This is a genomic window from Allobosea sp. GW822-FHT05A11 (assembly GCF_058800455.1).
The window spans coordinates 259,972-273,402 of record NZ_JBXAMI010000007.1 but is presented as its reverse complement, the minus strand read 5'-3'; the positions used below and the strand labels follow the sequence as shown (position 1 = coordinate 273,402).

At 67.9% G+C, this 13,431-nt stretch carries 10 protein-coding genes; 1 reads left to right on the top strand and 9 read right to left on the bottom strand.

What is annotated here, in order from left to right; translation table 11 throughout:
* Complete coding sequence (locus tag AC1RLU_RS23295) at positions 1 to 990, top strand: hypothetical protein (RefSeq protein ID WP_492798490.1); 990 nt, start codon at positions 1 to 3, stop codon at positions 988 to 990.
* 11 nt (positions 991 to 1,001) lie between these two features.
* Here the strand turns inward: AC1RLU_RS23295 and AC1RLU_RS23290 are convergent, their stop codons facing one another.
* The 9 genes from AC1RLU_RS23290 to AC1RLU_RS23250 all read right to left on the bottom strand — a co-directional run bounded on the left by AC1RLU_RS23290 (position 1,002) and on the right by AC1RLU_RS23250 (position 13,285).
* A complete protein-coding gene (locus AC1RLU_RS23290; RefSeq protein ID WP_492798489.1) occupies positions 1,002 to 1,316 on the bottom strand; it encodes a hypothetical protein in 315 nt (104 codons plus the stop codon).
* Positions 1,317 to 1,921: 605 nt separating this feature from the next.
* The gene (locus tag AC1RLU_RS23285; RefSeq protein ID WP_492798488.1) at positions 1,922 to 3,502 is read right to left on the bottom strand and encodes a sulfite reductase subunit alpha; all 1,581 of its coding nucleotides are present in this window, start codon (positions 3,500 to 3,502) and stop codon (positions 1,922 to 1,924) included.
* On the bottom strand, positions 3,499 to 5,295 hold the full coding sequence (locus tag AC1RLU_RS23280) for a NirA family protein (RefSeq protein WP_492798487.1): 1,797 nt from the start codon (positions 5,293 to 5,295) through the stop codon (positions 3,499 to 3,501). Before AC1RLU_RS23280 ends, AC1RLU_RS23285 begins: the two co-directional genes overlap by 4 nt.
* A gap of 11 nt (positions 5,296 to 5,306) precedes the next feature.
* Positions 5,307 to 6,098, bottom strand: coding sequence for an ABC transporter ATP-binding protein (locus AC1RLU_RS23275; protein WP_492798486.1), 792 nt, complete (start codon positions 6,096 to 6,098; stop codon positions 5,307 to 5,309).
* Between the two features lie 12 nt (positions 6,099 to 6,110).
* Entirely contained in the window at positions 6,111 to 7,019 is a 909-nt protein-coding gene (gene ntrB / locus AC1RLU_RS23270) for a nitrate ABC transporter permease (RefSeq protein ID WP_492798485.1), read from the bottom strand.
* Positions 7,020 to 7,072: 53 nt separating this feature from the next.
* Entirely contained in the window at positions 7,073 to 9,760 is a 2,688-nt protein-coding gene (locus tag AC1RLU_RS23265) for a molybdopterin-dependent oxidoreductase (RefSeq protein ID WP_492798484.1), read from the bottom strand.
* A complete protein-coding gene (locus tag AC1RLU_RS23260) occupies positions 9,760 to 10,971 on the bottom strand; it encodes an NAD(P)/FAD-dependent oxidoreductase (protein ID WP_492798483.1) in 1,212 nt (403 codons plus the stop codon). The genes AC1RLU_RS23265 and AC1RLU_RS23260 overlap by 1 nt, the downstream gene beginning before the upstream one ends.
* Positions 10,972 to 10,975: 4 nt before the next feature.
* Positions 10,976 to 12,304 (bottom strand): CmpA/NrtA family ABC transporter substrate-binding protein, encoded by a 1,329-nt coding sequence (locus tag AC1RLU_RS23255; RefSeq protein WP_492798482.1) that lies wholly within the window; start codon positions 12,302 to 12,304, stop codon positions 10,976 to 10,978.
* A 396-nt stretch (positions 12,305 to 12,700) separates the two neighbouring features.
* Positions 12,701 to 13,285 (bottom strand): ANTAR domain-containing response regulator, encoded by a 585-nt coding sequence (locus AC1RLU_RS23250; protein WP_492798481.1) that lies wholly within the window; start codon positions 13,283 to 13,285, stop codon positions 12,701 to 12,703.
* Between the last annotated feature and the right edge of the window lie 146 nt (positions 13,286 to 13,431).

Genomic DNA, 13,431 nt, shown 5'->3' with positions numbered 1-13,431 from the left:
ATGCTCAATAGCGACCTGTTCGAGACGCTGATCGCCGAAGCCAGCCTGGCGCCAAGCGTCCACAACATCCAGCCGACGCGCTGGCGCCTGCTCGCGGCCGACACGGTGCTCGTGCTGGAGGATGGTGAGAGGCAGCTGCCGGCAGCGGACCCGACAGGCCACGATGTCCGGCTTTCGCATGGCGCGGCGATCGAAGGATTGTCGCTGGCCTGTGGCGGACATAGCCTCCGGATCGCGCGTATGGAGCTGGGCGATGGCTCGGATGAGGTCTCGGGGCTGCGCGTGATCGCCCGTCTGACGCTTGACCCCGGCGGGACGGCGGACCCGCTCGCCTCGGCTGTCGCAGGCCGACGCTCCTGGCGCGGTCGCTTTCTGCCGGCCGCAGGCGAACTCCAGGAAGCCCTTCAAAGGCTTGCTGCCGCGCCCGACCTCCTGGTCGTCCCAGCAGGCCCCGCCGTCGCGGAGATCGCGGAGCTGGCGGACCGCGCCGGCTTCCATTTCCTGCGCGAAGATGCGCATCGGCGTGAGCTGCTCGCCTGGATGCGGTTGTCACGCCACGATCCGCGCTATGGCCGCGACGGCCTCAATGCGGAGGCGATGGCGCTGGGCAGCGTCGAGGCGATGGGAGCATCCCTCGTGCTCGGGCCCTTGTTCCCGCTGCTGAAACGCCTCGGTCTTGCCGAACCGCTGACGCGGGAGCGTTCCAAGACGGCATCGGGCGCGATCGCGCTGTTTCACCGGCCGCTGGGCGAGGACCCGCTGGAGACGGGCCGTGCCTTCTACCGGGCCTGGCTCTCGATGGAAGCGCAGGGGCTCGGCGCCTGCCCGATCTCGGTGCTTGCCGACTGGCCGGTCAGCAATGCCGCCCTTCTCGCGCGCCATCCGTTGCCGGCCGGGCGCAGGCTCGTCAACGTCTTCCGGCTGGGCCAGCTCCCGCCGGACGCCGCTTCGCATCGCGCGCGATTGCCCATCACCGAGCTGATTGTCTGACCGCGGCGGGTTCAACCCCGCTTGCGCCAGGCCCGGAAGCGGTTGAGCGCACGGACGCACCAGAGCGCGAAGCGCGCCATCGGCCGCTGCAGGAACGGCACGTCGGCTGCGAGCAGGAGCAGGCCGAGCGGCAGCATCCACAGCCCCAGCAACGGCAGGAACGAGAATACGCCTCCGGCGATGAGGGCGATGCCGGCGGGAATGCGGACCAGCCGCGAGCGCGGATGGCGCAGCCATCTCAGGGCCGCCGCCATCCGGGTCGGCAATTCCTGCTCGATATGCCGGAAGGCACGACGCAGTTCCTGTTTGGCCGATAAAGCTTGCATGACCTCGTATTCATCGCGCCACGGAGCGGAGGCGCGGCTTTGCAGGAAACAGCTACCGGACAACGTGGCCGTGCCTGCGCCCATTCCGGGGCGTGCGGCATGAGCAATCGTCGCCCAGAGCGGCCGGTCGTCGGAGCGTGCATTGGCGCGATGCCGTTCGGCAATGACGCCCGAGCCCGCTCGTCCGGTCGGCCCTGCGATAGAGCCTGGCCGAGGACGGTTCGTACGGGCGCAGAGCATTGGCGCCGGAGCCGATAGCCGGCCCCGCGCCGGGAATGCCGCCCTGGCTCGAATGCAATCGGATATCCGGGACATGGTCGGTGATCGACGGCGGCCCCAGGCCTTGCCGCGGCCCGCCCGGATACAAGGGGCCATTACCGGGCGTCGCGTCGAACTGGGCATGGGCGGGCAGCGAGAGCAGCATGGCCAGCAGAGCCGCCATCGCAGCGATAAGATTGCGCATCGTGCCGTGCCGGTTCTCCCGCATCGATCCACTCTACCAGCGTTCCGGCCGATCTTCCACCGCCTCCGACCGGACGGCGGTCAGGATCGAAGGGCGCTGCGGCGCCAGCCTGGCTCCTCGATGGCGTTGAGAGCATGAACCTCTAATAGACATCAGCCTGATAGCGGCCGGCCTTCCGCAGCGCGGCGACATAGGCGATCGCGTCCTCGGCGGAGCGCCCGCCATGCGTCACGACGACGTCGACCAGGGCCCGCTCGACATCCCGGGCCATCCGCTTGGCATCGCCACAGACGTAGAAATGCGCGCCTTGCTCGAGCCATGACCAGAGTTCGCTGCCGCGCTCGCGCATGCGATCCTGAACATAGATTTTCTCGCCATCGCGCGACCAGGCGAGCGTCAGGTTGGAGAGGAATCCCGCATCCTTCATCGCCTGCAGCTCATCTTCATAGAAGAAATCGCAGGCCCGGCGCTGGTGGCCGAAGAACAGCCAGTTGCGGCCGGGCGCCCTGGTCGCCTGCCGTTCGTGCAGGAAGGCGCGGAACGGCGCGACGCCCGTGCCCGGGCCGCACATGATCACCGGCGTCGCCGGATCGGCCGGCAGACCGAAGCCGTGTGCGCGCTGGACATAGATCGGCACCTTGTCACCGGCGCGCACGCGCTCGGCGAGGAAGGTCGAGGCCACGCCCCAGCGCGGGCGCGAGCCGACCTTGTAACGCACCGCATCGACCGTCAGCGAGATCCGGCCGGGGGTCGCGTTGTGCGAGGAGGAGATCGAATAGAGCCGCGGCTGGAGCGGATCGAGCGCCTCGACGAAGGCCTCGGACGAAAGCCGTGCCTGAGAGAACTTGTGCAGCGCCCCGAGCACGTCGAGCCGGTCGAGATCGCCATCGGGATCTTCACCGGCAGCGAGGCGCCTGGCCTTGGCCCGGGTCTCCCCGCCGGTGACATAGGAGATGAGCTGGAACAGGGCGTCGGGCGCGGGACCGAGCGCGCAATCCTCCATGAGCTTCTCGCGCAGGGGCTTGCCGCCGATCTCTGCATCCGGCCGCGCGCCCAGGAGGGCGATCACGGCATCGGCCAGGCGGGCATCGTTCTGCGCGACGATGCCGAAGGCATCTCCGACGACGTAATCGAGGCCGCATTCCGAGAGGTCGAATTCGACATGCCAGGTCTCCTTCTCGGAGCCTTCGCCGTTGAGTTTGCGGCGCGAGAGGAAGGTCGCGAGTGCCGGGTTCTCGCGGCAGCGCCCTTTCGGCCCGAGCTCTGCCGCCGGCGCAGGATCGATGGGAGCGCTCGCGGCGGCAGCGGCGGGCACCTCCATCAGTGCCTTGACCTGGCGAAGCGTCTCCTTGCCGCCCGGTGCACAGAGATTGAGCCGGCTTTCGGCGCCTGACGCGATGGCGGCAGAGTAGCTCTCGCAGACATAGCCGCATTGTCCGCAATCCTGCTGGGCCATGGCGGCGTAGAGCTTGCGCGGCAGCGGCCTGCCTTCGGCCAGCTTCATGCGCTCGGTCATCTCCAGCGACGGGTCGTGCCAGGGCGCGCCGTCCTCGGCCTCCGCCATGACGGCGGCGTTCTCGGTTGGTGACAGCGCGGTCACGCCGGCATTGTCGAGCGAAAGCAGTCCGGCGAAGAAGCCGTTCAGCCAGGAGCGCTGCTCCTCGCTGAAGGGCGCGGTTTCCGGCAGGACCTGGACGATCGGGCTCGGGCTCTGGACGGTCATGCCGCATCCCCGATCTGCTCGACCATGGCTTGCAGTGCCGCGATCTCGTGGCGGCGGGCGAAGGCGACGAAGCTTTCGTCGGGGGCGGCGCGATGTGCCTGCCAGCTCCGCAGGATCGCCTCGACCAAGGCTGGCGCATCCTGTGCCTTCACATTGGTCCGGAACTCCCGGCCTATCCCACCCTCGACGCCGAAGCCGCCGCCGACGAAGACATGATAGCCGGGCACGGTGTCGCCCTCGTCATTGACCGGAACCTTGACGCCGATCAGCCCGAGATCGCCGATATAGTGCTGGGCGCAGGAATTGTGGCAGCCGGTCAGGTGGATATTGACGGCCGTGTCGAGCGTGATGCGCGGCTCGCAATGGGCGGCGATGGCGAGCGCATCCTCCTTGGTATGGGCGCCGGCGAACTTGCAGCCGGTCGCACCGGTGCAGGCGATCAGCCCGGCGCGCAAAATCGAGGTTTCGGCGGAGAGGCCGATGGCCTTGAGATTGGCGAGTACGTCCTCGACCTTCGCGTCAGGCACGCCGGAGATCAGCAGGTTCTGCCAGACGGTGAGGCGGATATCGCCATCACCACATCCTTGCGCGATCGACGCGATGACGCGCATCTGCTGGACCGTGAGCTTGCCGACGGGCAGCGCCACGCCGATCCAGTTCAGGCCGGCCTGAGTCTGCGCGTGGACGCCGATATGGGCGAGCCGGTCATAAGAAGGGCGTGGCTTGACGAACGCGCCATCGAGTCGGATCAGCCGGCGGCCGAGCTTCTCCTCGACGGCGGCGAGGAATCTATCGAAGCCCCAGGCATCGAGCACGTATTTGAGCCGCGATTTGTTGCGGTCCGTGCGGTTTCCGTTGGCGATGAAGGCGCGAATGATCGCATCGGCGATCGCAATCGCGTCGGATGGGGCGACGATGACGCCGGTGTCGCGCGCAAGGTCCTTGTGGCCGGTGATGCCGCCGAGCGCGAGGCGATACCAGATGCCGGGCGCGACCGGCTGCTCCTCGAACGCCGCCCCCTCCATGACCTCGATGGCCTGGAAGCCGATATCGTTGGTGTCCTCCAGCGTCGCGACCGAGCCGGCGCCGTCGAAGGCGACGTTGAACTTGCGCGGCAGCCCGTAGAGCGAGCGGTCGTTCAGGATGTGATGGTGCCAGGCGCGGGCATGCGGACGGGTGTCGAGCAGTTCGAGCGGGTCGATACCGGCGGTCGCCGATCCCGTGACGTTGCGGATGTTGTCGGCGCCCGAGCCCTTGGCGGTGAGGCCGAGATCGGCGAGCCCTTCCAGCAGAAGCGGTGCATTCTCGGCGGCGATCTCGCGGATCTGGAGATTGGCGCGGGTGGTGACATGGCTGTAGCCGCCGCCGAAGTGCTCCGCGAGATCGGCGACGCCGGCAAACTGCCAGGCCTTGAGGATGCCGTTGGGGATGCGCAGCCGGCACATATAGCTGTTCTGCGCCGGCGCCACGTAGAACAGGCCGTGATAACGCCAGCGGAAATTGTCTTCGGGCTTGGGAAAGGTGCCGGCCCCTGCCTGCTCCTTGAACCGGGCATAAGCGTCGAAAGGGTGCTCGGCAGCCTTCCATTTCTCCTGATCGACGAGCTTGCCGCCGGCGGCAATCGTTCTGGCCTGTGCTTCGGCATGCTCCCTGTCGGGACCGCCTGGCGTGGCCGAAGCGCTGCCTGAGGTACCGCCGAGCGGGCTCAGGCCCCGCGCCGTGCGGGCCGACTGCATGCCGCTGACGAAGCCTTCGAGATAGCGCTTCTGGTCGGGTGTGAAATCGTCGCTCATGGCCGTCGCCGTCACGCTGCCTCGACGAAGCGATGGCGCTCGTAGAGGAATTTCAGCACTGCCTCGCGCGCGGCGATGTAGGTCCGGTCCGAGACCAGCTCGAGCCGCTGGCGCGGGCGGGCGAGATGCACGTCCAGAACCTCGCCGATGCGGGCGGAGGGGCCGTTGGTCAGCATCACGATCCGGTCGGAGAGCAGCACAGCCTCGTCGACGTCATGGGTGATCATGATCATGGTGTTGCCGAGCGCCGCATGGATCTGCATCACCGAGTCCTGCAGATGCGCGCGGGTCAGTGCGTCGAGCGCCCCGAAAGGCTCGTCGAGCAGCAGGATCTTGGGCTCCATGGCGAGGCCGCGCGCGATGCCGACGCGCTGCTTCATGCCGCCGGAAATCTCGCCTGGGCGCTTGTCCCTGGCATGCCCCATCTGGACGAGGTCGAGATTGTGCATGATCCAGTCATGCCGCTCGGCCCTGCTCCTGGTCCGGCCAAACACCTTGTTCACGGCGAGCGCGACATTGTCGTAGACGGTGAGCCAGGGCAGCAGCGAGTGGTTCTGGAAGACCACGGCGCGGTCCGGCCCCGGCGCGTTGACCTCCTTGCCCTCGAGCAGGATGCCACCGGTCGTCGCGGGCGTGAGACCCGCGACGATGTTGAGCAGGGTCGACTTGCCGCAGCCGGAATGGCCGATGATCGAGACGAACTCGCCCTTGTCGATGACGAGGCTGATGTCCTTGAGCACTTCCGTGGTCGCGGCGCCGCGCTGGAAGCGTTTGTCGACATGGTCGATCTTCAGATAGCTCATCGCGTCGTCCCCTCAGTTGGTCGCGGTGCCGCGGGTGACGACATGGCCGACGAGGGCGACGAGGCGGTCGAGCAGGAAGCCGACCACGCCGATATAGACCAGCGCCACGATGATGTCGGAGAGGCGGGACGAGTTCCACGCATCCCAGATGAAGAAGCCGATGCCGACACCACCGGTCAGCATCTCTGCTGCGACGATGGCAAGCCATGACAGGCCGACGCCGATCCTCAAGCCCGTGAAGATGTAAGGCGCGGCCGATGGCACCATGATCTTGAAGAAGAACTCGATCTGGTTCAGCCGCAGCACCTGCGCGACGTTGCGGTAATCCTGCGGGATGTTGCGGATGCCGACCGCCGTGTTGATGATCACCGGCCAGATCGCGGTGATGAAGATCACGAAGATCGCCGAGGGCTGGCTGTCGCGGAAGGCGGCGAGCGAGAGCGGCAGCCAGGCGAGTGGCGGCACGGTGCGCAGCACCTGGAAGACCGGATCGAGCCCGCGCGTTGCCCAGACCGACTGGCCGACGAGCGCTCCGAGCAGCACGCCGACGACGGCGGCCAGGCTGAAGCCGATGGCGACGCGCTGCAGCGAGACGAGGATGCGCCAGCCCAGCCCGATATCCTGCGATCCCGCCCAGTAGAACGGCTCGACGATCAGGTCCTTCGCCTCCTCCCAGATCTTGCTCGGCGTCGGAAGCGAGGATTGCGGGCCGGAGGCGGCGAGCTGCCAGAACAGCAGGATCAGCGCGACCGTGATGAATGGCGGCAGCAGGTTGGCGAGCGCGCCTTTCGCAAGGGGAGCCAGCCTGGCCGCGAAGGGCTTCGCGGGTCCGGCCGGCAGGGGCAGGATCGCGGAGGGTTTTCCCGGGAGCGTGACGACCGTCGAGCCGGCAGCCGCGCCTTTCAAGACAGGCAGACCCATGTTCCAGTCTCTCCTCTGATCGCGCTTCTGATCGAGCTTTTCCGTCGCATGCGTCATGCGGCCTCGCTTGCGCCGGCCTGCGAGCGGATGCGACGGATTTCGGGAAGGCAGGAGCCGCAATTGGTCCCCGCCTTGAGCTGAAGGCCGATCTCTTCGGCTGTCGCGGCACCAGCTTCGAAGGCGGCGCGGATCGCGTTCAGGCCGACGCCGAAGCAGGCACAGACGGTCGGGCCGGGATCGGTGCCGCCGGGATCGCGCCCGGCAAGCATCGCTAGCCGGCTCTCCACGGCTGCCGTTGGATCGGCGAAGATGGCCTTGACCGTGTCCCAGAGCGGGGCGCGGCCGGCAGGAGCGAGAAAGAAAGCGGTCAGGAGTCGGCCATCCCGGAGCACGGCACAGCGATAGCTGCCGCCGTCGCGGTCGATCAGCTCGGTCAGTTCGTCCGTGCCGAAACGCTCGCGCATCAGGGGCGCGATTGCATCGATGGACAGGTTGGTGGCGAAAAGCCTGCCCTCGCCGCCCTGCACGGCAAGCCGTGCCCACCAGCTCTCTGCCGACAGGGCAAAGGGCTCGCGCGCCAGGACGAAGCCTTCGAAGCGATAGGCGACCGCCGCGACCGAAACCGGCGTCGCCTTCATTTCGGGCTGGCCCGAGAAGGGGTCGCAAAGCGGCTGCGTCAGGGCGCCGATGCGCGCGTCGGACGCCGTCTCCCCCGACCAGTGGATCGGCGCGAACGCCGCTCCCTCGGCCACGCCGCCATCGGCCACGACCCTCAGGATCGCGGTGCCGTGGATACTAGCGAGGCGGGCGAAGCCGCCTTCCACCAACCCGAAACGCGCGATGTCGGCGGGATTCACGGAGACCGAGGGTTCGGCGATATGGGCGCTGAGCCGTGGACTGAAGCCGGTCCGGGTCATGCTGTGCCAGTGGTCACGGACACGGCCGGTGTTGAGCAGCAGCGGGAAATCGCCGCTCGCCTGCGCGGCGAGCTTCGGGGCGGCGAGCGGGTGCATCTGCGCGCGCCGTTCGGGGCCGAAAAAGCCACCGTCTCCGAAGAGGCGGTCGGTGCCGCCGGGCTGCCATGCCGGCGCAGGCCATTGCACGGGCCGAAGCCCGTCATAGCCGGCCCGGTCGAGGCCGGCATGGGCGCCGATGTCGAAATCGCGCGTGCCGTCGTTCTCGAAGGCGGAGAGCGCCGCGTGTTCGGCATAGATCTCGTGCGGGCCGGCATAGGCGAAGGCCTCGCCGAAACCGAGACGCTTCGCGACCTCGCCGATGATCCACCAGTCCGGCTTCGCTTCGCCCGGCAGCGGCAGGAAGGCGCGCTGGCGTGAGATCCGCCGCTCGGAATTGGTGACGGTGCCATCCTTCTCGCCCCAGGCCGCCGCCGGCAGGATGTAATGGGGTCTGGCCTCCAGGGTGTCGTTCGAGAGTACGTTCTCTGAGACGATGAAGAGGTCCAGCCCGGCGAGCGCGGCGCTGACCTTGTCGGCATTCGGGAGAGAGACGGCCGGGTTGGTCGCCATCACCCATAGGGCGCGAATGCGACCATCCGCGACCGCGTCCAGCATCTGGACGGCTTTCAGCCCCTCGCGGCGGGCGATGTTGGGCGCCTGCCAGAAGCGGCGGACGCGGTCGATCTCGTCCGGCGCGTAGCCCATATGGGCGGCGAGCATGTTGGCGAGCCCGCCGACCTCGCGCCCGCCCATGGCATTGGGCTGGCCGGTGAGGGAGAAGGGCCCGCAGCCGGGCCGCCCGATCCGGCCGGTGGCCAGGTGGCAGTTCAGGATCGCCGCGACCTTGTCGGTGCCTTGCGCCGACTGGTTGACGCCCTGGCTCCAGGCCGTGACCACATGTGGCGTGCTGGCCCAGAGTTCGTAGAAGGCCGCGATCCGCTCCTTCGGCAGGCCGGTGGCGATGCAAACGGCGGCGATATCGGGTGCGATCTCCCGCGCATTGGTGAGCGCTTCGTCGAAACCCGCGACATGGCGCGCGACATAGCTGCGGTCGACGAGGCCGCGATCGGCGAGGTGGACGAGAAGGCCGGCGAAGAGCGCGGCGTCGGAGCCCGGCTTCAACGCCAGCAACATATCGGCATCGTCCGCCGTCGCGGTGACACGCGGATCCAACACGACGAGGCGCGCGCCGCGCTCGCGCCGGTTGTCCTGCATCCGCCGGAACAGGATCGGATGGCACCAGGCCGTGTTCGAGCCGACGAGGACGACCAGGTCGGCGCTGTCGAAATCCTCATAGGCGCCGGGCACCGTGTCCGAGCCGAAGGCCCGGCGCTGCGCCGCGACCGTCGAGGACATGCAAAGCCGCGAATTGGTGTCGACATGGGGCGAGCCGATGAAGCCCTTCATCAGCTTGTTGGCGATGTAGTAATCCTCGGTCAGGAGCTGGCCCGAGAGATAGAAGGCGGCCGCCTCCGGCCCGTCGCGGTCGATGATGGCGCGCAAGCCGTCCGCCACCGCATCGAGTGCGGCATCCCAGCTCACGCGGTCATAGCCGCCCGCCGCATTGCGCTTCAGCGGGTGCAGCACGCGGTGGCCGAGCCCCAGCGTCTCGCCGAGCGCGGAGCCCTTGGAACAGAGCCGTCCCCGATTGGTCGGATGCTCTCCATCGCCTGCGATGGTCGCCCCGCCCCGCCCGTCCGGCGTCGCCAGCACCCCGCAGCCGACCCCGCAATAGGGGCAGGTGGTGCGCGTCGCGGCCGGGGCGAGGGGAGCGTCATGGCGCATCAGGCGGCTTCCCTGACGCAATAGCTTTCGCCGAAGGGCAGGTCGGCGCGGATCGCGCTGATGTCCTGTCCCGAGCGGATCAGCCCGAGATAGAACAGCGCGCCCTGCGTATCGCCGACCAGCACGCAGCCGGCGAGCCGGCCGTCGCGCAGCACGAACTTGCGGTAGATGCCGGCGGCGGGATCGCGCAGCACGACCGTCTCGGTGCCCTCGCCGGCATCGAACTCGCCGGCCGAGAAGACACCGACGCCGGAGACCTTGAGATTGGTGGAGAGCAGCGAGCCGGTATAGCGCTCCCTCCGGTCGGCGAGCCGTGCCGCCAGCACCCGCGCCTGCTCATAGGCCGGCTCGACCAGGCCGTAGGTCTGGCCGCGGTGCTCGGCGCATTCGCCGATGGCGAAGATCGCAGGATCGCTGCTGGCAAGCCCGTCATCGACGTCGATGCCGCGATTGACGTCGAGTCCCGCCGCCACTGCGAGCTCGACGCGCGGGCGCACGCCGATGGCGACGACGACGAGATCGGCCGGGATCGCGCTGCCGTCGGGCAACTCCACCGCCTCGACCCGAACCTCGCCGACGAAGCGCTCGGCCGTGCAATTCAGCCGGATGTCGATGCCGCGCGCGGCGATCGCAGCGGCGAGCAGGCTCGCGCCCTCGCGGTCGAGCTGGCGCTCCATCAGCCGGTCGGCCAGATGCAGGAGCGTGACCTTGCCGCCGATCCTGGCGAGCCCGTGAGCCGCCTCCAGACCGAGCAGCCCGCCACCGATCACCACGACATGCGCGCCCGCGGCCACGGCACGAAACCGCGCGGCATCGGCGACGTCGCGGAACGTGGCGACGCCGGGCAATTCGAAGCCCGGCACCGGTGGCATCAGCGGCCGCGAGCCGGTGGCAAGGACGAGCTTGCCATAGGGCAGGCTGAGCCCGTCGCTCAGCGTCACCGTCCTGGCGGCGCGGTCGATCGCGGTGACGGCGCGGCCGTAGAATGTCGAGACGCCCCGCGCCCGCCACCACTCCGCCGGCTTGAGTTCGATCTCGCTGCCGCCGATCTCGCCCGCCAGCAGGGGCGAGAGCAGGACGCGGTTATAGGCGAGGCGCGGCTCGTCCCCGATCACGGCGATGGAATAGCGCCCGAGCGCGCGCTGGCTGAGCTCATCGGCCAGCCGTGTCGCGGCCATGCCATTGCCGACGATGATCAGCGGCTCGGCCATGGCGTCAGGCCACCCGCTTGATCTTCAGCGCCTTGAGATAGTCCAGCGGCGCCGCGGGATCGAACTTCATGCCGTCGAAGAAGGTCTCGACGCCGCGGGAATCGGCGGTCGGGGCACCGGCGACGCCGAGCGTCTTCGCGGCCTCGCGCCAGAGATCGGCGCGATTGGTCTTGTCGACCAGCGCCTTGATGTCGATCGTCGGGTCGAACTTGCCCCAGCGGATGTTCTCGGTGACGAACCAGGTGTCGAGGCTCTTCCAGGGATAGGAGGTCGCGCCGCCTTCGCCCCAGAACTTCATGTAGAGATTGGTGCCCTTCGCCTCGCGGCCATTGCCGTAGTTGATATCGCCGAGCAGCCGCTTGTTGATGTCGCCGGTGGGGACGTTGAACCATTGCCGCTTGCCGACGATCTCGGCGAGTTCCTGGCGGTTCTCCATCTTGTCGGCCCATTGCTGGGCTTCCATCACCGCCATCAGGACGGCCTGCGTCGCCTTCGGGTTGGCGTCGACGAAATCGGCGCGCATGCCGAGGATCTTCTCGGGATGTTTGAACCAGAGCTCGCCGGTGGTCAGCGCGGTGTAGCCGATGTTCTGGTTGACGAGCTGTTCGTTCCACGGCTCGCCGACGCAGAAGCAGTCCATGGTGCCGACCTTCATGTTCGCCACCATCTGCGGCGGCGGCACGACGATGACCTTGATCTCGGTATCGGGGTCGATGCCCCCGGCAGCGAGCCAGTAACGGATCCAGAGATCGTGGGTGCCGCCCGGGAAGGTCATCGCGGCGGTCAGTTCCTTGCCGGCAGCCTTCTTCCGCTCGAAGGCCTGCTTCAGCGGCGAGGCGTCCTTCTGGACGTTCAGGTCCTTGTATTCGTTGGAGACCGAGATCGCCTGCCCGTCCTCGTTGAGGTTGAGCAGCGTGTACATCGGCAGAGGCTGGCCGTTCTGCATGACCTTGCCGGTCGTATAGAGATGCGTCTTCGGGCGCAGGATGTGGCCGCCATCGATGCCGTTCGCCTTGAAGCCGAGCGCCATGTTGTCGCGCGTCGCGCCCCAGGAGGCCTGCTTGGCGATCTCCATGTCGGGCAGGCCGTGCTTGGCGAAGAGGCCTTTCTCCTTCGCGATGATCAGCGGCGCGGCGTCGGTCAGGGCGATGTAGCCGAGCCGCGTGCCCTTGACCTCGGGGCCGGTCGCCTGCGCGAAGGCGCCGGAGGGCAGGGCCACCTTCGCCGCGGCAAGCAGCGCGGCGGTGCCGGACAGGTGCAGGAAGTCGCGGCGGCTTGCGCTCGTCTGCCGGGCAGCGACCGTCCGGATGTCGGTCGTGGAGCTATGCGTCATGGATCGCCTCCCGATTGCTGAATGGCTGCCCGCCTGAAGCCACCCCGAACGCGAAAACGCCGCGCGAAAACGCCTGGCAGGCGCATTCGACAGCGACGTTGCTGTGTCTTCCGGATCGGGATGGCGCGGGCAGCTTTGGCCGCGTCGCAACATATTCTACAAGGATCGTGCCAACCGCTTCGCCGGCGGAGCCGGGCTTGAGTTGCGGGAGATTGCGCGTTCGGGACGCCCACGGGCCGGGGTGGGCGCGCATTGTTGCGGTGCACAATTCCGACGCGGTCGCCTAATTAATGGGCAACAATTCGCCAGAGACGAAAATGCCTTCAAATTGAGCGGGAGGAGGGAGCTTCGCGGCGTCGATCGGCGGCGTGGAGCCGACCCGCAGGTGCAGGACCGTCACTTCAACATCTCCGCGGCGGTGATCAGGGAGCGGGCGATGTCGACGAGCTTGCGCTTCTCGTTCATCGCGGTCCGGCGCATCAAGGCATAGGCGTCGTCCTCGGAGAGGCTCTTCAGCCGCATGACGATGCTCTTGGCCCGGTCGACCGTCTTGCGATCCTCGAGCTGCGAGCGGGCTTCGTCGAGCTCCTCGCGCAGCTTTCGGACAGCATTGAAGCGGCTGATGCAGATCTGCAGGATCGGTCGCATCCGCTCCTTCTTCAGCCCGTCGACGATATAGGCGGAAACACCGGCCTCGACTGCCGCTTCGATCGAGGCCGCGTCGGATTGGTCCACGAACAGGGTGATCGGGCGGCGGACATGGCGGCTGACCAGGAGCATGTCGGCCAAGGCGTCGCGGCCGGGGTTCTCGAGGTCGACCACCACGACGTCGGGATCGTGGGCCTCGATGGCGGCAACGAGCCCCGTGGTTGCGGTGAGGTGGACAAGTTGCTGGTAGCCCGCTTCGCGCAGGCCTTCCGTGATGATCGCAGCCCTGACCTGGCTCGCGCCGACGATAAGGATACGCAGATTGGGCGCCATGCCTTGCCGATGTTCCCGGTTGAATGATCAGGGATCACTCAATCAGGAATCGTGCCATCCCAGTTTGCCTGTCCGCATGACGGAACGGCCGTCGCGTGGACGGTCGCGTTGAAGGGTCGTACGCGCCCCTGGCCGGGCGGCGCCGG

Excerpts from the sequence above, each read along its gene's own strand:
- AC1RLU_RS23275 (WP_492798486.1), bottom strand. The coding sequence starts at position 6,098 with ATGAGCTATCTGAAGATCGACCATGTCGACAAACGCTTCCAGCGCGGC.
- AC1RLU_RS23295 (WP_492798490.1), top strand. The coding sequence starts at position 1 with ATGCTCAATAGCGACCTGTTCGAGACGCTGATCGCCGAAGCCAGCCTG.
- AC1RLU_RS23250 (WP_492798481.1), bottom strand. The coding sequence starts at position 13,285 with ATGGCGCCCAATCTGCGTATCCTTATCGTCGGCGCGAGCCAGGTCAGG.
- ntrB (WP_492798485.1), bottom strand. The coding sequence starts at position 7,019 with ATGGGTCTGCCTGTCTTGAAAGGCGCGGCTGCCGGCTCGACGGTCGTC.
- AC1RLU_RS23280 (WP_492798487.1), bottom strand. The coding sequence starts at position 5,295 with ATGAGCGACGATTTCACACCCGACCAGAAGCGCTATCTCGAAGGCTTC.
- AC1RLU_RS23260 (WP_492798483.1), bottom strand. The coding sequence starts at position 10,971 with ATGGCCGAGCCGCTGATCATCGTCGGCAATGGCATGGCCGCGACACGG.
- AC1RLU_RS23285 (WP_492798488.1), bottom strand. The coding sequence starts at position 3,502 with ATGACCGTCCAGAGCCCGAGCCCGATCGTCCAGGTCCTGCCGGAAACC.
- AC1RLU_RS23290 (WP_492798489.1), bottom strand. The coding sequence starts at position 1,316 with ATGCAAGCTTTATCGGCCAAACAGGAACTGCGTCGTGCCTTCCGGCAT.
- AC1RLU_RS23265 (WP_492798484.1), bottom strand. The coding sequence starts at position 9,760 with ATGCGCCATGACGCTCCCCTCGCCCCGGCCGCGACGCGCACCACCTGC.
- AC1RLU_RS23255 (WP_492798482.1), bottom strand. The coding sequence starts at position 12,304 with ATGACGCATAGCTCCACGACCGACATCCGGACGGTCGCTGCCCGGCAG.